16 protein-coding genes are annotated in these 18,829 nt (G+C 44.1%); 11 read left to right on the top strand and 5 right to left on the bottom strand.

The window, feature by feature from the left end; translation table 11 throughout:
- Positions 1-8: 8 nt before the first annotated feature.
- The 5 genes from gatB (at position 9) to ACTSEZ_RS16385 (ending at position 5,772) form a co-directional block, all read left to right on the top strand.
- Entirely contained in the window at positions 9-1,439 is a 1,431-nt protein-coding gene (gene gatB / locus ACTSEZ_RS16405) for an Asp-tRNA(Asn)/Glu-tRNA(Gln) amidotransferase subunit GatB (protein WP_369735321.1), read from the top strand.
- Between the two features lie 171 nt (positions 1,440-1,610).
- Positions 1,611-2,522 carry a diacylglycerol kinase gene (locus ACTSEZ_RS16400; RefSeq protein ID WP_029285539.1) on the top strand — a complete coding sequence of 304 codons (912 nt, stop codon included), beginning with the start codon at positions 1,611-1,613 and terminating at the stop codon, positions 2,520-2,522.
- Between the two features lie 196 nt (positions 2,523-2,718).
- A complete protein-coding gene (rlmD, locus tag ACTSEZ_RS16395) occupies positions 2,719-4,098 on the top strand; it encodes a 23S rRNA (uracil(1939)-C(5))-methyltransferase RlmD (protein WP_369735320.1) in 1,380 nt (459 codons plus the stop codon).
- Between the two features lie 165 nt (positions 4,099-4,263).
- Complete coding sequence (locus ACTSEZ_RS16390) at positions 4,264-5,262, top strand: tRNA dihydrouridine synthase (RefSeq protein ID WP_369735319.1); 999 nt, start codon at positions 4,264-4,266, stop codon at positions 5,260-5,262.
- A 114-nt stretch (positions 5,263-5,376) separates the two neighbouring features.
- Positions 5,377-5,772: a VOC family protein gene (locus ACTSEZ_RS16385; RefSeq protein ID WP_029285553.1), complete on the top strand. Its 396-nt coding sequence runs from the start codon at positions 5,377-5,379 to the stop codon at positions 5,770-5,772.
- A gap of 51 nt (positions 5,773-5,823) precedes the next feature.
- Here the strand turns inward: ACTSEZ_RS16385 and helD are convergent, their stop codons facing one another.
- The gene (gene helD, locus ACTSEZ_RS16380; RefSeq protein WP_369735318.1) at positions 5,824-8,157 is read right to left on the bottom strand and encodes an RNA polymerase recycling motor HelD; all 2,334 of its coding nucleotides are present in this window, start codon (positions 8,155-8,157) and stop codon (positions 5,824-5,826) included.
- 369 nt (positions 8,158-8,526) lie between these two features.
- Here helD and ACTSEZ_RS16375 point away from each other — a divergent pair, with 369 nt between their 5' ends.
- A complete protein-coding gene (locus ACTSEZ_RS16375; RefSeq protein ID WP_369735316.1) occupies positions 8,527-11,262 on the top strand; it encodes an AAA domain-containing protein in 2,736 nt (911 codons plus the stop codon).
- 109 nt (positions 11,263-11,371) lie between these two features.
- Here the strand turns inward: ACTSEZ_RS16375 and ACTSEZ_RS16370 are convergent, their stop codons facing one another.
- Together ACTSEZ_RS16370 and ACTSEZ_RS16365 are read right to left on the bottom strand one after the other, a co-directional pair.
- Positions 11,372-11,698 (bottom strand): hypothetical protein, encoded by a 327-nt coding sequence (locus ACTSEZ_RS16370; protein WP_369735315.1) that lies wholly within the window; start codon positions 11,696-11,698, stop codon positions 11,372-11,374.
- 29 nt (positions 11,699-11,727) lie between these two features.
- On the bottom strand, positions 11,728-11,997 hold the full coding sequence (locus tag ACTSEZ_RS16365; RefSeq protein ID WP_369735314.1) for a hypothetical protein: 270 nt from the start codon (positions 11,995-11,997) through the stop codon (positions 11,728-11,730).
- A gap of 534 nt (positions 11,998-12,531) precedes the next feature.
- Between ACTSEZ_RS16365 and abc-f the strand changes: the two genes are divergently transcribed.
- The 3 genes from abc-f to ACTSEZ_RS16350 all read left to right on the top strand — a co-directional run bounded on the left by abc-f (position 12,532) and on the right by ACTSEZ_RS16350 (position 15,732).
- Positions 12,532-14,424 carry a ribosomal protection-like ABC-F family protein gene (gene abc-f, locus ACTSEZ_RS16360; protein ID WP_369735313.1) on the top strand — a complete coding sequence of 631 codons (1,893 nt, stop codon included), beginning with the start codon at positions 12,532-12,534 and terminating at the stop codon, positions 14,422-14,424.
- Between the two features lie 121 nt (positions 14,425-14,545).
- Positions 14,546-15,022, top strand: a complete 477-nt coding sequence (locus ACTSEZ_RS16355) for a YehS family protein (protein WP_369735312.1) — start codon at positions 14,546-14,548, stop codon at positions 15,020-15,022.
- Between the two features lie 2 nt (positions 15,023-15,024).
- Complete coding sequence (locus tag ACTSEZ_RS16350) at positions 15,025-15,732, top strand: M48 family metallopeptidase (protein ID WP_369735310.1); 708 nt, start codon at positions 15,025-15,027, stop codon at positions 15,730-15,732.
- 113 nt (positions 15,733-15,845) lie between these two features.
- Here the strand turns inward: ACTSEZ_RS16350 and ACTSEZ_RS16345 are convergent, their stop codons facing one another.
- Entirely contained in the window at positions 15,846-16,811 is a 966-nt protein-coding gene (locus ACTSEZ_RS16345) for a quinone oxidoreductase family protein (RefSeq protein ID WP_369735309.1), read from the bottom strand.
- 135 nt (positions 16,812-16,946) lie between these two features.
- On the opposite strand from ACTSEZ_RS16345, the gene ACTSEZ_RS16340 reads away from it, so the two are divergent.
- Positions 16,947-17,399 (top strand): SRPBCC family protein, encoded by a 453-nt coding sequence (locus ACTSEZ_RS16340; RefSeq protein WP_369735307.1) that lies wholly within the window; start codon positions 16,947-16,949, stop codon positions 17,397-17,399.
- A gap of 53 nt (positions 17,400-17,452) precedes the next feature.
- On the opposite strand, the gene ACTSEZ_RS16335 is transcribed toward ACTSEZ_RS16340, so the two are convergent.
- Entirely contained in the window at positions 17,453-18,421 is a 969-nt protein-coding gene (locus ACTSEZ_RS16335; RefSeq protein WP_029285567.1) for a M20/M25/M40 family metallo-hydrolase, read from the bottom strand.
- Between the two features lie 241 nt (positions 18,422-18,662).
- Here ACTSEZ_RS16335 and ACTSEZ_RS16330 point away from each other — a divergent pair, with 241 nt between their 5' ends.
- Entirely contained in the window at positions 18,663-18,806 is a 144-nt protein-coding gene (locus tag ACTSEZ_RS16330) for a hypothetical protein (RefSeq protein ID WP_029285569.1), read from the top strand.
- The last annotated feature ends 23 nt before the right edge of the window (positions 18,807-18,829 follow it).

Genomic DNA, 18,829 nt, shown 5'->3' with positions numbered 1-18,829 from the left:
TGAAAACCATGAAGTATGAAACGGTCATTGGACTTGAGGTCCACGTAGAGCTGAAAACAGAATCAAAAATCTTCTCAAGCGCACCGAACCACTTCGGCGCGAATCCGAATACAAACACAACCGTGGTTGAGCTCGGATATCCGGGCGTTCTTCCGGTTTTAAACAGACAAGCCGTTGATTTCGCCATGAAAGCTGCAATGGCACTGAACTGCGAAGTTGCGACAGACACGAAATTCGACCGCAAAAACTATTTCTATCCGGACAACCCGAAGGCGTATCAGATTTCCCAGTTTGACAAGCCGATCGGCGAGAACGGCTGGATCGACATCGAAGTAAACGGTGAAAAGAAACGAATCGGCATCACGCGCCTTCACCTTGAAGAGGACGCGGGCAAGCTGACGCATACTGGCGACGGCTATTCCCTTTGCGACTATAACCGCCAGGGCACGCCGCTTGTCGAGATCGTATCAGAGCCGGATATCCGCACGCCTGAAGAAGCGTATGCGTATCTTGAAAAACTGAAAGCGATCATTCAGTATACAGACGTTTCCGACTGCAAAATGGAAGAGGGCTCACTCCGCTGTGACGCCAACATCTCTCTTCGTCCCGTTGGACAAGAGGAATTCGGAACAAAGACGGAGCTTAAAAACCTGAACTCCTTCAACTTTGTCCGCAAAGGCCTTGAGCACGAAGAAATTCGTCAGGAAGAAGTGCTCCGTGCAGGAGGCGTCATCGACCAGGAAACCCGCCGCTTTGACGAAGCAACAGGCAAAACAATCCTGATGCGTGTAAAAGAAGGCTCTGACGACTACAGATACTTCCCGGAACCGGATCTTGTGTCCCTCTACATTGATGATGAGTGGAAGGAGCGCATCCGAGCAACGATCCCTGAGCTTCCGGACCAGCGCCAAAAACGCTACACAGAAGAGCTCGGCCTGCCGTCCTATGATGCTCAGGTGCTGACTCTTACAAAAGAGATGGCAGACTTCTTTGAAGCTACTGTTGAAAAAGGTGCTGATGCAAAGCAGGCGTCCAACTGGCTCATGGGTGAGGTCAGCGGCTATCTGAATGCAGAAAGCAAAGAGCTGAAGGATGTCGCCCTTACTCCGGACGGACTTGCCGGCATGATCAAACTGATTGAGAACGGCACGATCTCTTCTAAAATTGCGAAAAAAGTGTTTAAAGAACTGATTGAAAACGGCGGTGATGCCGAGACAATCGTCAAAGAAAAAGGACTTGTCCAAATCTCTGACGAAGGCACGCTCCGCACCGCTGTTAATGAAGCAATCGATGCAAACCCTCAGTCTGTTGAAGACTTCAAGAGCGGCAAGCAAAAAGCAATCGGCTTCCTTGTCGGCCAAATCATGAAAGCAACAAAAGGCCAGGCAAATCCGCAGCTGGTCAACAAACTGCTTCAGGAAGAACTGCAAAAACGTTAATACACAGACGGCGCCGCGACTGATTTCAGAAATGGCGCCGTTGTTTTTACCGTGCTTTGGCTATACTGGTTCTATGGTTTGCGTATCGGACAAAAAAGGTGTAGACTAATCCTTGGCTTGTAAGATACAACAAATCATGGAAATACATTCTGACATAGGATGATGGGGAAAATGAAAAGAGCAAGAATAATCTATAATCCAACATCAGGCCGAGAAGCCTTTAAAAAACAACTTCCAGAGGTTCTGGAGAAATTTGAACTTGCCGGTTACGAGACATCCTGCCACGCCACGACATGCGAAGGGGATGCTGTTCAGGCTGCCCGCGCAGCAGGCATCCGCGGCTTTGATCTTGTTGTTGCAGCAGGCGGAGACGGCACAGTCAATGAGGTCGTGAACGGCCTTGCTGAACTTGAGGAGCGCCCGCAGCTTGCAGTCGTTCCGGTCGGCACAACAAACGACTTTGCCCGCGCCATCAGCATTCCGCGCGACAACATTCTGACTGCAGTTGATGCCATCCTTGCAGGCGAAGCCAGAGCCATCGACATCGGACGCGTAAACGGCCACTACTTCGTCAACATCGCAGGCGGCGGACGTCTCACCGAACTCACATATGAAGTCCCAAGCAAGCTGAAAACCGTCCTTGGCCAGCTTGCCTATTACTTAAAGGGCATTGAAATGCTGCCGTCCATCCGTCCCGCAGAAGTCGAGATTGAATACGACGGCAAGCTCTTCAAGGGCGAAATCATGCTGTTTCTCGTCTCCCTGACAAACTCGGTCGGAGGCTTTGAGAAGCTTGCTCCTGACAGCAAGCTGAATGACGGCATGTTTGATCTGCTGATCCTGAAAAAAGCAAACCTTGCCGACTTTATCCGGGTCGCAAGCCTTGCGCTCCGCGGCGAGCACATCAGCGACAGCAACATCATCTACACAACGGCCAACAGAGTCAAGGTCACATCTGCTCAAAAAATGCAGCTGAACTTAGACGGCGAATACGGCGGAGATCTGCCGGGCGAATTCGTCAACCTGTACCGTCATATTGAAGTCCTCGTGCCGCTTGCAAAAGCCCAGCAAATGGACGAATAGAAACTTGGCCTAGGGCCAAGTTTTTCTTATAGAGTGAGCTGTTTTGTGTTGGAACTTTAGTGTCCAGCTCCAGCACCCAACTCCTCTGCCAGAACAAAATCCCCCAAAAAGTCAAAACCGGACTTTTCGGGTGATTTCTTATCTGTCTATCGGAGCTAAACGGGTGCTTCCACTTTTCTAAAAAAGGAAGATTACCATGACAAAGGCAATTGCGCCTGTACAAAAAAATGAATACTACGACGTGACCTTTGAAGACCTGACGCATGACGGATCAGGCGTTGCGAAAATTGAAGGATACCCGATTTTTGTTCCAAACGCCCTGCCAAACGAAAAAGGCCAGATCAAAATCACGAAAATAAATAAAGGCTACGCATTCGGACGCCTTGTCGAGCTGCACGAAGAGAGCTCAGAGCGCACCGATGCCCCGTGCCCGATCTATAAACAATGCGGCGGCTGCCAGCTGCAGCACTTAAGCTACCAGGGTCAGCTTGACTTTAAGCACAAGCAGGTCAAAGAAGTGCTCGCGCGAATCGGCAAGCTGAATCTTGACAACGTCACGGTCCACCCGACACTCGGCATGAATGATCCGTGGAACTACCGAAACAAAGCACAGGTCCCAGTCGGAGAACGCGAAGGCGGCCTCATCGCCGGCTTCTATCAGCAGCGCTCCCATGAAATCATCGATATGGAACAGTGCCTGATTCAGCAAAGCGAAAACGATGAAGTCGTCGCAGCCGTCAAGGCAATCGCAAACCGCCATGGCATCCGCGCCTACGATGAACAGAAAAACAAAGGCTGGCTGCGCCACATCATGGTCCGCCGCGGCACCGTGACAAATGAAATGATGGTCGTCTTCATCACCCGGACGCCGGACTTTCCGAACAAAAAAGCCATCATTGAAGACATCACGGCCCAATTCCCGGCCATCAAGTCCATCGTTCAAAACGTTAACCCTAAACGCACAAATGTCATCTTTGGCGATAAAACAACTGTGCTATGGGGAGAAGAATACATCTACGATTACATCGGTGATATCAAATTTGCCATCTCAGCGCGATCTTTCTTTCAGGTTAATCCTGAACAGACAAAAGTTCTTTATGAAAAAGCGCTGGAGTATGCCGATCTGAACGGAGAGGAATCTGTTATTGATGCATACTGCGGCATCGGAACCATCTCCCTGTTCTTGGCTCAAAAAGCTAAGAACGTGTTCGGCGTTGAAATTGTCCCTGAAGCCATTGAAGATGCAAAGCGCAATGCCGAACTGAACGGAATTGAAAATGCAGACTTTGCAGTAGGTGAAGCTGAAGTTGTCATTCCGAAATGGTATGAAGAAGGTAATGCAGCCGACGTCATCGTGGTCGACCCGCCGCGCAAAGGGTGCGATGAAGCCCTGCTGCGGACAATCCTTGATATGAAACCGAAGAAGGTTGTCTATGTAAGCTGCAACCCGGCCACCCTTGCACGTGATTTGAGGGTGCTTGAGGACGGCGGATATGCAACCACAGAAGTACAGCCGGTGGATATGTTCCCGCATACGACGCATTGTGAAGCGGTAGCTTCTTTAAAATTGATCTAATAAAAAAAGCAGCTGAGGATAGTAATGTTCTATTCCATCTGCTTTTTATTTCGTTTTCCAAAATTTTATAACAGGCAGAGATTGATAAACAGTCAGGAAACATGTTATAAGTGTAAAAGAATATTTTTTAACGGAAGTTTCAAATTGAGAGGATTTGAGTTTGGCATGACCAACAATTTTTGGCGTGATCTGCCGAAGCCATTTTTCGTGCTTGCCCCAATGGAGGACGTGACAGATGTTGTGTTCCGTCACGTAGTCAGTGCAGCCGGCCGTCCGGATGTATTTTTCACAGAGTTTACTAACTCGGACAGCTATTGTCATCCTGAGGGCCTGAAAAGTGTGCGCGGAAGATTGACGTTTACAGAAGACGAACACCCGATGGTTGCACATATATGGGGAGACAATCCCGACTATTTCCGTCAAATGAGCATCGGCATGGCAGAAATGGGCTTTAAAGGGATCGATATTAACATGGGCTGCCCGGTCCCGAACGTGGCATCAAGAGGAAAAGGCAGCGGCCTTATTCTCCGTCCGGACGTCGCGGCAGAACTCATTCAGGCTGCAAAAGCAGGCGGACTGCCTGTCAGCGTGAAAACAAGACTGGGGTTTAAAAAGGTAGACGAGTGGGAGGAATGGCTTGGGCACATCCTGAAACAGGATATTGCGAACCTTTCCATTCACTTGCGCACAAGAGACGAAATGAGCCAGGTCGATGCGCATTGGGAGCTCATCCCTGAAATCAAAAAACTGCGTGACCGCATCGCGCCGGACACTACGCTGACCATCAACGGCGACATCCCAGACCGGCAAACAGGTCTTCAGCTTGCAGAGCAATATGGAATTGACGGCATCATGATCGGCCGGGGAATCTTTAAAAACCCGTTTGCCTTTGAAAAAGAGCCGAGAGAACACAGCAGCAAAGAATACCTCGACCTTTTGAGACTGCAGCTTGACCTTCAGGATCACTATGCAGAAGAAGTGCCGCGCGCTGTCACAGGTCTTCACCGCTTTTTCAAAATTTATGTCAAAGGATTCCCGGGAGCTGCAGAACTGCGGAGTCAATTGATGAACACGAAATCGACGGATGAAGTTAGGGCAATGCTTGAGCGGTTTGAGGAAAAACAAATGACAGAACAGTTGAGTGAAAAGCAGGAGACCTTATAGAGGTTCCTGCTTTTTTCACTTTTGAAAGAGGGTTTAAGGCAGATGAAACAGAAATACATTTCTGTGCCAGTTTAGAAAAAATAGTAAAAATACATATGCAAATAGGGGGCCGAAATGGGCAGATTAGTTCACTTTGAAATTCACGTAAACGACATGGAGCGCGCAAAGACGTTTTACGGAGAGGTATTCGGATGGACATTCCAGGATTGGAGTGAATATGCAGGACTGCCTTATTTCGGTGCAGTGACAGGGGACGAGAATGAACCGGGAGTCAACGGGGCTTTGATGCAGAGACAGGGTCCTTCGCCTGAGCAAAACCAGCCGTTAAACGGGTTCTCCTGTACGATGGGCGTTGAAAACTATGATGCAGCGGAAGTGAAAATTCTTGAGTGCGGCGGTAAGGTCGCATTGCCGAAATATGCGCTTCCCGGAATGGCATGGCAAGGGTACTACCTTGATACGGAAGGCAACATCTTCGGAATTCATCAGCCTGACGCGAATGCAAAATAAAAAGGAAGGAGAGGCAGAGCGTCAGCCTTTCCTTCCTTTTTTAGTCTGAGATTAACTCCAAATCAAACTCTCCCGCGGGACCTCCTGCAAAAACGCACACGGCTCACCTTCACTGTAAATCTGCAAGAGATGAAGCGCCCGGGTGCAGGCCGTATAAAACAATCTGCGCAGGCTCGCGTCTCCATAAGCTTGAGCGGATGCGTCATAGATGATCACGGCGTCGAATTCAATGCCTTTGGCCAGATAGGCAGGGATCACAACGATGCCCTGCTCGTATTCAGCCGATCCGCTTTTTACAAGTTTAATGTCTGGGATGTTTCCAAGCGCGTTAAAAGCTTCGCTGCTTTCGGCAGCGGATTTGCAGATGATGGCAATGGACTGGTGCCCCAGCTTTTGAAAATCAGCAACTTTGGCTTTGATGCGCCGCTGCAGTTCTGCGCGGTCTGATACTGTAGTCAGAACAGGCATTTCGCCGCCGCGCTCAAAAGAGGCAATCTGATCACCATTAGGAACGAGTTTCCGAGTAAAATCAGTTATCGGTTTAGTGGATCTGTAGCTTCGATTTAAGAGAATCGCCTCTGTTTCATCGGGTCCATATAAGCTCATAAGCGGGTGAAAATCGGACAGGCCGCTTGCGTGAACAAAGATGGCCTGGTTAAAATCCCCGAGCACGGTCATCTTTGCCAAAGGAAACAGCCGTTTCAAAAATTCAAATTGAAAAGGAGAATAATCCTGTGCCTCGTCTACAAGAACGTGTTTAATCGAAGTGTTAGTCTGAAAGCCCTGAATCTGCTCTTTCAAAAATAAAAACGGCGGAGCATCCTCGTAATTCAGTCTTCCTTCATCAAGCATGTTCATAGTCATCCTGCAAATATCTGCCCACTCATCAGGCGGAGTCCCTGTCATCCAATTGCCTATGTGCGTCGGATCTGAAAAAAGCTGCCTGTACAAAGCGGTAAAATCAACGAAGCGGAGTCCCTGCACCCATTTTCTGAGCGGCTTCAGCTTCCTCCGGACGACCATCCTGCCAAGCACCTTGATCTCTTGTTCGTAATCATCAAGATCTTCTTCAGAGCCCTTTTTTTTCTCTAAATAGGCAAATGCCTTCTGATACTCATCTTTGCTTAAGAGCTCAATTTCCTCCTGAACCCACGGCTTGGTCAGCTCGGCTTTCTCCGTTTCATCGATCTCTGCATTCATCCATTCCTGAAGCTTTTCAATTCTGTTGGAAAAGCGAATAGAGGTATCCGTGCCGTAAAATCTTTCTGAGATCTGTTTGGCGGAGACGAAAGGTTTTCCTCTGAATTTGATCCCTTTAAACACCATGCCGGTTTCCTCAAGGGATTGGCTGTATGCTTTTACCGTCTCGAAAAAGGAAGTGGACGCCTTGAACTTGATACTTGCCGTTCTTGTGCGGCGGGCAGGTTCATCCTCTGAGGTCAGCACATATTCAAGCTGTTCATAAGGGTCCTCGACTTTAAAGGAGCCGCTCAGCCTGTGGTACATATATTCCTGGAACGTAACCTGCTGCATGTTCTCTTCACCAAGCTCGGGCAGGACATTGGATACGTAGCTGTTAAACATGGAATTAGGGGAGAAAAGAATGATTTGGTCAGCTTTCAGGCGGTCCCGGTACTTATAGAGGAGGTAAGCAATCCTCTGCATAGCTGCTGAAGTCTTCCCGCTGCCTGCCGCTCCCTGGACAATGAGCAGTTTGCCGCTTACATGCCGGATAATCCGGTTTTGCTCCTGCTGAATGGTCGCTACGATGCTGTGCATATGTTTGTCTGTCCCTTTGCCGAGCACTTCCTTTAAAATCTCGTCTCCAATGGTAAGGCTCGTATCGAACATCGACTGGACAACGCCTTCGCGGATGATATATTGCCACTTTGTCTCCAGATTTCCTTTGATCACGCCTCCTGGAGTGGTGTATTCGGCAGGGCCGGGGGGATAGTCATAATAAACGCTCGAAACCGGTGCACGCCAGTCATAAACCAGGAAATCCTCACCGCTTGAATCCGTGAGTGTTGAGATGCCGATGTATACTTTTTCGGTTTCCCCTGTGCCTTCCTCGGTGAAATCAATCCGTCCAAAATAAGGTGATTTTTGCATGCGCTCAAGGACAGACAGCCTGCTTTTGGCATGCCTGTGTGTGCTCTGGCTGACGGTCAGGGCCTGCGCCTGCTGCCTTAAGCCGATGATTGTCTCAAGATAGTCGTCAAACGTATCAGTATTGACCTTGACTTCATCCCAAAAGTGCTTTTGAATATGGGTCACTTCACTCCGGCGCCGGCCGGCTTCATCCGCAAGCTTGCTCATCTGCTCCGTAATGGTCCCGGTCACCAGATCCAGTCGTTCCTGCTCCTGCCGAAGGTCATTTTTCATTCAAAGCACTCCTTTAAAAAAGTTTGATAAAATGGGTTGACTGAGAGAGGGGTTTTGTTATAAAATTATAATAGGGATAAATATATGTTTTAAATTAAATGGTTTTATTGTTTCTAAAGTAATATATCATAGGTAATTTCTTTTATCAATGGATTTTTAAATAAGTCATTTCAAAATATACGTTATCTAAAACAAGGCGTGCAGAGAATTTTCTTTGCACACCTTGTTTTTTTGTTCAGATTACCATGTGGCTAGAGCGAAGTTGAACCTTCCATAAATTCACCTTTCATTTATGTTCCAATTACTTGAAATAGCAAGTAAAATAGTAACGGGTGGAGTGGGATACATATCCTGGAAGAGGTGTATGAGTTGAATATTGAACAACATCTTATACTTATTAAAGAAAAAGAAAAGACGAGAGAGATAGATTCAATACAATATCTAGACTCCAAATGGTGTATTACATATAATAGTAATCCAAAAAGTTATAATTATGGATATCACAATGTAACATGGTATAGAAATCCAGACCATATTTCCGCTTATAACAAGATTATCTTCGAGAATGATAATCCCTTGTCAGGTGTTACAAAAATCATACGGTTTGATGAATATATTAGAATTTTGTTTGATAATGGCTTTTATAAACTTTACCCGGCCTCAAAAATTAAAGTAGAGAATAATCAACTGCAAAATAAGAATACTTTAAACTGCTTGACGTATCTAAAAAAAGTCGCTGATCATGTGAGTGTGAATGATGGTGATCTCAGCTTTTTAAGCAAGCAATATCATTACTTGGATGCAATTAGTCCCCGCAGTGTTCTATCGGTGTATTTGGAATCCGGCCCGTTTGCTAAAGGAACTTTGGGTGCAAATATAATTTATCCCTTTGGGTTTAACTTAAGCCAAAAAAAGGCTGTTGAAAAGTCAATGGTGGAGCAGGTTAGTCTCATTGAAGGGCCTCCAGGTACAGGAAAAACTCAAACCATCTTAAATATAATTTCAAACGCTATTTTAAATGGGAAAACAGTGGCGGTAGTGTCGAACAACAATTCAGCCACTGCAAACGTGTTTGAAAAGCTACAAAAATACGGCGTTGATTTTATTGCAGCATATCTCGGGAATGCATCTAATAAAGATCAATTTTTTTCTGGGCAAAATAATTCTTACCCAAATATGGAATCTTGGATTTTAACTTCAACTGAATATCAAGAGATTCAGGTCAGTATTGTAAGTCTGGAAAAGAATTTGAATGATATGCTGAAGAGGCAAAATGAACTGGCAAAAGTAAGACAAGAAAGGTCAGCACTACAAACTGAATATGAGTATTTTCTGGACTATTATTCTGGCATGAATGTTAATGACACCGGTTTAAAGATTTTCCTGAAATATAGTTCCAAGACAATTCAAAGATTCCTGGTAGAATACAAACGAGCTGCAGAGAATGGAAAACTAACCTTGTGGAATAAGATAAGGAATATGTTCACCTTTGGAATGCTTGATTTTAGAGTCTATAAATATTCTGAAAGTGATGTTATTGGGTTTCTGCATAAAACTTTTTATAGTAAAAAATTGTTTGAACTGCAAAATCAAATAGAAGAATTACAGGAGAACCTTCACCAATTTAATTTTGAAAAATCCATGAGAGAGTATACTCTTGCTTCTATGAGGTTGTTTAAAGCTAAATTAGCTGAAAGGTATAAAGGGCAAAATCGTAAAGTGTTTTCTTCTGATGTTCTTTGGAAAAACTTCGGTCATTTTATTAAAGAATATCCTGTGGTACTAAGTACAACTCATTCGTTGCGTAATTGTGCAGCGAAAAATTACTTGTTTGATTATGTCATAGTTGATGAGGCCTCTCAAGTGGATATTGTGACAGGTGCCCTCGCTTTATCATGCGCCAAAAATGCTGTGGTCGTAGGTGATTTGAAACAGCTTCCTAATGTTGTGCCTTCTGAAGTTGCTGCCAAGACAAATGAAATCTTTAATCTGCATTCATTAAATGAAGGATATCGTTATTCTGAAAACAGCTTACTATCCTCCTTTCTGACATTATATAAAGATGTGCCAAAAACATTGCTGAAAGAACATTACCGCTGCCATCCACAAATTATTGGCTTTTGTAATCAAAAGTACTATAACAATGAACTAGTAATTTTGACTGAAAATGAACAAGGTTCAAACCCGTTGACCTTGTATAAAACGGTTAAAGGAAATCATGCAAGAGGTACCTACAATCAAAGACAAATAGATGTCATATTTAACGAAGTCCTCCCTGCCCAAAATTTAAAAAACACTGGAAACACAATCGGTATCATCTCTCCTTACCGCGCCCAAACAAATCATCTTATTCGAGCTGCAGAAATGACAGAAATTGAAGCTGACACAGTTCATAAATTTCAAGGTCGTGAAAAGGATGTTGTGATTCTGTCCACTGTTGTAAACGATATGAAAAAGGGAGATTTTGCGGACAATTCCAATTTGATTAATGTTGCTGTATCAAGAGCTGTAAAAGAACTGATCTTAGTGGTATCTGATGGGAGTGATGAGTGGAAAGGCACTAATATAGGTGACTTGGTAAGGTATATAAAGTATAACAACTTCGATGTGGTGGAAAGCCGGATTTATTCCGTTTTTGATTTACTTTACAGTCATTATTCTGCTGAGTTACTCAGTGTGTTAAAAAATCCTAAGACTAAGAAAAATTCTATATACACATCCGAGGTGTTGATGAACATTGTAATTGAAAATGTAATATGCGGCGGTGAATTTGACGATCTCGATTATGTTTTACATCAACCATTGAAGATGTTGATTAAAGATCTTGGGTTATTAACAATAGAAGAAAAGAAATATGCATTAAATATACTGACTCATGTAGATTTTGTTATTTTCAGTAAAGTGGACAAAATGCCTGTTTTAGCAGTAGAAGTAGATGGACATGCTTTTCATCATAATAATCCTGTCCAACTAAAACGAGATAATATGAAAGATGAGATTTTAAAGAAATACAATATTCCGATTATCCGAATGAGAACCACAGGCAGTGGGGAAGAGGAAAAACTCCAAGAGAAACTCAGAGGAATATTGAATATGACAAGCTGAATTTAACTAAATAAAAAATAAGAATTATAAGGATATCAAATAGCTTGTAACCAGAAACTGATTTTCTTAACTTGCAAAATAGGATGAAGGAGAAAGTACCTGGCTTTTTTCAGTCAGGTCTTTTTTCGATAAAGATTTTATCTTTATCGACTTTCCTTGCGAATCCTTCATTGATAAGAATAGGAACAATATAAGATGCAATAGCTTGCTTTGTAACATTATTAATGAGCCGTTCTCCCAAACTACCTCTTTGTGGGTTTGTCCTTGAAGTTCCTATAACAACAATCTTCTTGTCGAATTCTTTAAATATAGATTCAAATTGCAATGATGAAATTTTTGCGGTCCGGCCGGCTCCGAAATAAATAATTGTTCCAATGGAAACAGATCCTTCATAACTAAATGGTTTCATTTTGACTAGAGTGTTTAACTTTTTCATCATTAATCCTTGTTATATGAGCATATGTTTTACTTGCTTAAATGCTCTATATCCTTTCTAATATGTTCGATTGCCTGATCTATCGTTTTAATACCCAATTTATTTTTTGATCTCCATTTTCCATCTTTGTATAGTAAAAAGCTTCTTCCGTTAGGATTGATATCTCCAACTACATTTCTTCTTCGTTGTTTGGAACTTCGTGTTACACATTCTCCGTTTATTAAATCGCTTTTTTGATGTTTGTTTAGACGAAGTTCAGGCATTAATTTTAGTTTTTCCAGCAATATCTTATTTTCCATATTTCACCCTCCACCTTCCAGCGAATTGTCTTTAGTAAAAAGGTATCAGAACAATTAGATGAAGGAAATACAATTTTTAAATTTATTTACAAAATTACCTATTTGTTATAGAGTATATATTGAAAATTAAAAAGGAGGAAAGTAACCATATGATGCCATCTTATTGCTAATTCATTTCCAGATAAAATTCATACGAATTTTATAACGAGTATAAAAATTGCCTGATATACAGGTTTATTTGGTTATGCTCTTTATGGAATATTGGCAATACAGAGGATCGCTTACTTTTCTAAAACCTGAGATGATGAAGGTCGGCTGTTTTTTTAACAGTTATGCTGATACAGGAATGTTCTGTGCACTTATGCAGACGCCTGCTTATTTAAGCTTACCCCAATCATAATTTCGAACGATTTTAGGCTGTAGGAAGAGATCTCTTCTTGCGGCCTTTTTGCATGTGAAAAAAGAATAGTAGCTGTCTTCCTTGCCCTGTCCATAGACGGCATAACTCACACAATGATGAAAGAAGGGGATTTTGTGTTTGAGTTGACGCTGCAGGGTGTGAAGAAATATATGGAGGCGACCCTTGTGCTGAGGAATATCAGCTTCGAGGTGTATGCCGGAGATAAGGTTGGGATTGTCGGAGCCAACGGAAGCGGCAAGAGTACGGTACTAAAGCTGATTGCCGGTATTTTGAAGATGCATTATTATCCGGGTTATCCGCAGACTTCGAGTCCCGGGTATGATGAGGGGCTGATTCACCGGCCGAGGGGAGCGACCATTGCGTATTTGGAACAGATGCCGTCTTTTCCTGAAGGTCTGAAGGTGATTGATGTACTGAACATGGCGTTTGAGGATGTTCATAAAATCGAGAAGCAGATGCGCGATTTAGAGGAGCAGATGCAGACTCTTACGGATGCTCCTCTTGAGAAGGGCCTGATGAAATACAGCGAGCTTGTTCAGCTGTATGAAAACAAGGGCGGCTATGAGATTCAGGAGAAGCTTGGAAAGGTGTGCACGGGGCTGAAATTCAGCGATGCTTTTTTGAATCAGGACTTTGATTTGCTGAGCGGCGGGGAGAAGACGACAGTCATGCTTGGTAAGCTTTTAGTGCATGATCCCGACATTCTTCTGCTGGATGAGCCGACCAATCATTTGGACATGGATGCTCTGGAATGGCTGGAGGGCTATTTGAAAAGCTATAAGGGGATCGTCCTCATCGTCTCCCACGACCGTTATTTTCTGGATCAAGTCGTGACCAAAATCGTGGAGATTGAGGACATGGAGTCCATCACTTATAAGGGGAACTATTCTTCCTTTGTGAGTCAAAAGGAAGAAAACATGCGGATTCAGTTTGAGCATTTCCGGGAGCAGCAAAAGAAAATCACTTCCATGGAAACCACCGTAAAAGATCTCAGGGACTGGGCGATGCGTGCCGACAACACCAAGTTTTTCAAACGGGCAGCGAGCATCCAGAAAAAGCTCGCGAAGATGGAGCGCATTGATAAGCCGGTTTTTGAAAGGCGGAATATGAGACTGAACGTCAAACAGGCGGAACGGTCCGGGAATGAAACGATCAAAGCGGCCGGTCTTTCGAAAAGCTACGGAGATAAGGTGCTCCTTAAAAATGCAGACCTGATGATCCGCTACGGGGAACGGGTCGGTCTGATCGGCGGAAACGGCAGTGGAAAAACGACTTTTTTGAACATGCTGCTTGGAGAAGTGAAGCCGGATGCAGGGGTGGTCGAGGCTGGTGCAAATGTGATGTCTGCCTATTTGCCGCAGATCATCACTTTTAATAACGAACAGCACACTGTTCTTGAATGCTTCAGGGAGAATATCTCGATACCTGAGGGCAAGGCACGGGAGTATTTGGCCAAATTTATGTTTTACAAAAATACGGTCTTCAAAAAAGTGAATCAGCTGTCAGGGGGAGAGAGAATCAGGCTTAAGCTTGGGATGCTGCTGTTTCAGGATGTGAACTTGCTGATTCTGGATGAACCGACGAATCATCTGGATATTGATTCAATTGAAACCCTTGAAGAAGCGCTGGAAGAGTTCACTGGGACGATCTTTTTTATCTCGCATGACCGGTATTTTATCAATAAGATCAGCCAGCGGATCGTGGCACTTGAGGACTTTGCGTTTAGAAGCTACCTCGGAAATTATGACGAGTATAAGAGGGAGAAAGCGAAGCAGATTCCTGCCCCGTCAATTGTTAAAGAGAAAAAACGAGTGGAAACTGTGAAGCGAATGGAAGCGGCCGAAACTACTCTGGCGAAGGTTGAGCGGCTTGAAAAGGAACTCGTTCATCTCGATTCCTTAATGGGGGATGAACTGGACTATGACAAGCTGAGCGGGCTGCATGAACGGAAGATGAAAATCACGGCAGAACTTGATGAAGCAATGGAAGAATGGATGAAAGATTAACGCGTGAGCCTGTCCTTTCGGGGGCAGGCTTTATTATTGCCCCGCTACCCTATATAATGAACAAAGCAATTACGCAAACACCCGTCGGTTACCAGTTAACTGACGGACAGGAGGTCATATAATGGATAATAACGATATTTTAATTCGCTTACGATATGCACTGGATTTGAAAAATGCAGAGATGGTCGAGATTTTTAAGCTTGGCGGGATCGAAGTAAGTCCCCTGGATCTGCCGCTCATCTTGACAAAGTCTGACTCAGAAGAAGAAAACATCACGTGCGACAATGTGATGTTCGAGTCGTTTTTAAATGGATTAATCACCTTTAAACGCGGTCCGAAGCCTGGGGCAGAGACTCCGGAACTGACGCTTGGCAGAAGCACAAATGTAAACAATCATCTTTTGAAAAAAGTGAAGATTGCTCTTGTGCTGACAACCGAGGAAATGATTGAAATCTTTGACCTGGCGGGCCTGCAGGTGACAAAAGGCGAGCTTGGTGCGCTCCTCAGAAAAGAAGGCCATAAAAATTACAAAGCGTGCGGAGATAAGTTCGCCCGGAACTTTTTAAAGGGACTGGCTGTAAAATACCGGGGCGCATAAAAATGAACCACACATATGCAGGAGAAACAATCCGGTATGAGGTGACGCATAAAAAACGCACCTCCATCGGGCTGCGCATGGACCAGTACGGGATTGTGGAGGTTCTGGCTCCGAAAGGCACGAGCAAAGAGCAAGTGCATCAGGTGCTTGAGGCAAACTGGGCGCTGATTCAGGAAAAGCTGAAGGACGTGCAGGCCAGGATGCAGGGCACGCTGAAGAAAACCTATAAATACGGGGAGACCTTTCTATATTTGGGAAAGGCGTACCTCATCAGCATTACGCACGATGAAACCATCGAAAAGGACCATGTGGTATTTGACGGGAAAACCCTGCACATTCAAGTAAAGCAGCAGGAGGATGCCATCATCAGACAGGCACTCAAACGCTACTATTACCAGCAGTGCAAAGCCATCGTGGAAAAGAGCATCAAGTCTCACCAATCCCATTTCAAAATGAAGCCCCGCTCTGTCAAAATTGTCGACAGCAAAAAGAACTGGGGTACGTGCAACGGAAACCTGGAGCTCACCTTCAACTGGAAGCTTGCAATGGCACCCCAGGTGGTGATCGACTATGTGGTCGTCCACGAAATGTGCCACATGGTGCATCTGAATCACGACCGGTCGTTCTGGAGATTGGTCGGGAAGATTATGCCTGATTATAAAGAGCGGGAGGCTTGGCTTGCTGTGTCGAGCTGGAGGATGACGGTTTAGGGTTTGTAAAAAACAACATAGGCAGGAAAAAAGCGACCAGATCAAAATCTGGTCGTTTTCTCTCTAATGTCCTTACCTTTCCTTATGCCTATGCAACTAGCATCTCAACCATCTTATATTTTGATTAATATTTTCCCTTCATAATTGCGGCTTTCAATTAACCTATGAGCCTGTGCCGCTTCACTTAAATCAAACACTTCGGCGATAGGAAGGGTTATTTTTCCTGAGGCAAATAATTTTAAAGCTCTTTCTGCCACAGGCGCTAGTCTTTCTGGATTGTGTTTTCTGGTTGTGCCCAGGCTGAATCCTTTAATGTTTCTGCAGCTGCTGTGAACATCACTTGTTTTGAAGCTGCCAGGTTTTCCGCTGCTGTTGCCGAATTGCACGAGAGTGCCGTATAATGCCAAACACTTCAAACTTTGGCTTGTGACTTCGCCGGCAATGGAGTCAAAGATAACATTAGCACCAAGATTATTTGTCTGTTCCAGCACTTCCTCTGAAAAAGTTTCGTAGGTGTGCACGAAATCTGCACCCAAATTCTTTACGTAGTTCTCTTTATCTAAACTGCCAACCGTCCCGATAATCTTCTGAACACCCTCAAGCTTTGCAAGTTGTACGAGCATAGAGCCTACGCCGCCGGCTGCACTGTGTATAACAATGGCATCTGTCTTGCGTACTTGTCCAATTTCGTATAAGAGTATAAAGCTTAAAATAGATACGGTAGGCATTGCAGCAGCCTGTTCGAATGATAGGGTATCTGGAATTTTAAAAACTAATTGTTCATTTGCCGCAACAAACTCTGCATACGAACCGTTTTTAGGAAAAGCTATTACACGATCTCCTTTGGAAAAAGATGAGGCAGCGGATGTCTCTTCAATTGTTCCGGCAATATCCAATCCAAGTGTCAGAGGAAAACTCCCTCTTCCTTTATTTCCTAACCGCTTTTTAATATCTGCATAATTAACGCTTGTATAAGCTGCTTTAATTAATACTTCGTTTTTTCCTATTTCGGGTACCTCAATATCTGAATATGTAAGGACACTGGAATCTCCAAACTCATATTGTACCACTGCTTTCATTCTCTGCATCTCCCCGTATACTTCTGTTAAATACAATTCATTTTAGCATAAAATGTAAAATTGAGATCACCTTTCTTGTCTACTAGTCAGCCGTTGCTTACAATTGGTGTATCCGACAAATGAGAGGTACCTGCTATGCCAACAATTAAACACAAAGTTTATATCCGGGCGCCCATTGAAGTTTGTTTCGACCTTGCACGCAGTGTAGATGTCCATATGGAAACGACAGGCAGAACTCAGGAAAGAGCGGTTGACGGTGTTACCACCGGCTTGATGGAACGCGGCGATTCAGTCACTTGGGAAGCTGTTCATCTTGGAGTGAGACAGAGATTAACAGCTAAGATTATTGAGATGGAAGTGCCCTATCGATTTACAGATGTTATGGTTAAGGGAACTTTTCGTTCATTCACGCATACGCACGAATTCCAAGAAAGCGGCACAGGGACAATCATGAAGGATACCTTTTCCTATGAATCTCCTTTTGGTATTCTTGGAAAGATAGCAGATCTGTTATTTCTGGAAAGGTATATGAGGAAGTTTATTGCTGCTCGTGCAGTGGAGCTTAAAAGGATTGCTGAGAAGATGTAATGTTATACGGGCAAAACAAAAAGAAAGGCATTGGCCTTTCTTTTTTAGTTCTATTAGTTTGATAAACTTGGGTTATCTATATGCTTCAAAAGCTCAGTCAGCACCTGGCTGTAAGAGGATAGACGTTCTTCCGTTCTGCCTGGAAATGCTTCTTCAATGAAGGCAAGAGTGTCGTTTTCTGTATGCCAGATCCCGCCGTATTCTTCCGTTTGCTCATACCCGTCAAGGTCACCGATTTCCCAGTTGGTAGATTCAAAGTATGCGAAAGGAATGCCGAGTTTATCGAATGGTGCATGGTCGCTCCAGTCTCCTGTTGTGCCTGCAGGGTAGTCAGGATTTAATCCTGTGTTGATGCCAATGTTGAGTTTTTTCTTTTTAGAGATGTTTACTGCCTGGTCACGAATGAAGCCATCTTCGCCTGCGCTTCCGTGGACGTACATTTTGTCGCCTGCAGCAAGGCTGTCCAGGTTGATCATGCCAATTGTGTTCTCTATTTCTTTTGCAGTCATTTGTTTCGCGTAATGGTTTGATCCGTTTAATCCGCCTTCTTCAGCGCCGAAGGCAACGAATACAATGGAATATGGCGTTTTTTTCTTTTTAAGAACTTCTGCCACTTCAAGCATGACTCCGACGCCGGATGCATTATCGTCAGCTCCTTTGCCGGTTGCAACAGAATCATAGTGCGCGCCGACGATGATTTGCTTGCTTGATTTGCCTTGCTTATAAGCCAGAACATTTGCAGATGAGAAGTCTTTTCCTTTTCTTGTGAAAGTGAAAGACTGTTCAGCAGGCTTGTAGCCCATGCGCTTGAATTGCTTCTGGACATACGTTTTCGCTGCCGTTTCACCTGGAGTGCCCATTACTCGCTGGCCGATTTTTTCAGACAGGTATTTCGTATGCTGATAAGCCATTGCGCCTTTTTTATGTACCAATGACGGGGAATATGTGACAGCCGAAGCTGCGCCTGCAGATGAGATTAGCAGAAATAGAATAGTGAGTATAGTAAAAATCTGTTTTTTCATGAGTGTCTCCTTTTATTAAAATTCATTTACATGCATAATTATAAATATAGATTAATAGATTTTCAACCTCTATTTTAAGCTCAGCTCCAATAGGCGAAAAGTAATAAGCCTGGCCAAGGTAACGTGTCAGGCTTTTTCTGCAAATGGAACTTGAAGTTGACGCTGCGTCATCTTATATACTGATAAACAGCTGGTGATGCACCCTTTAAAACAATGCTGCTTGAAGCGGGGAGGTTTTTTTATGAAACAGGAGGATATTGTCATTTATGGATGTGTCATTATAGGAGCTGGAATCGGGCTGATCCTGGACAATGCGTTTCCGGGAGCGCTGATTGGCCTGGGTGCAGGGTTTTTATTGAAAATGTATTTTCGTAAAGAAGAATAGCTTACCTAAAACGAATTGGGGGG

The organism is Metabacillus mesotrionivorans, from assembly GCF_052171315.1.
In the GTDB taxonomy this organism is placed as follows: Bacteria; Bacillota; Bacilli; order Bacillales; family Bacillaceae; genus Bacillus_P.
This window is presented reverse-complemented; position numbering and strand designations above follow the sequence as displayed.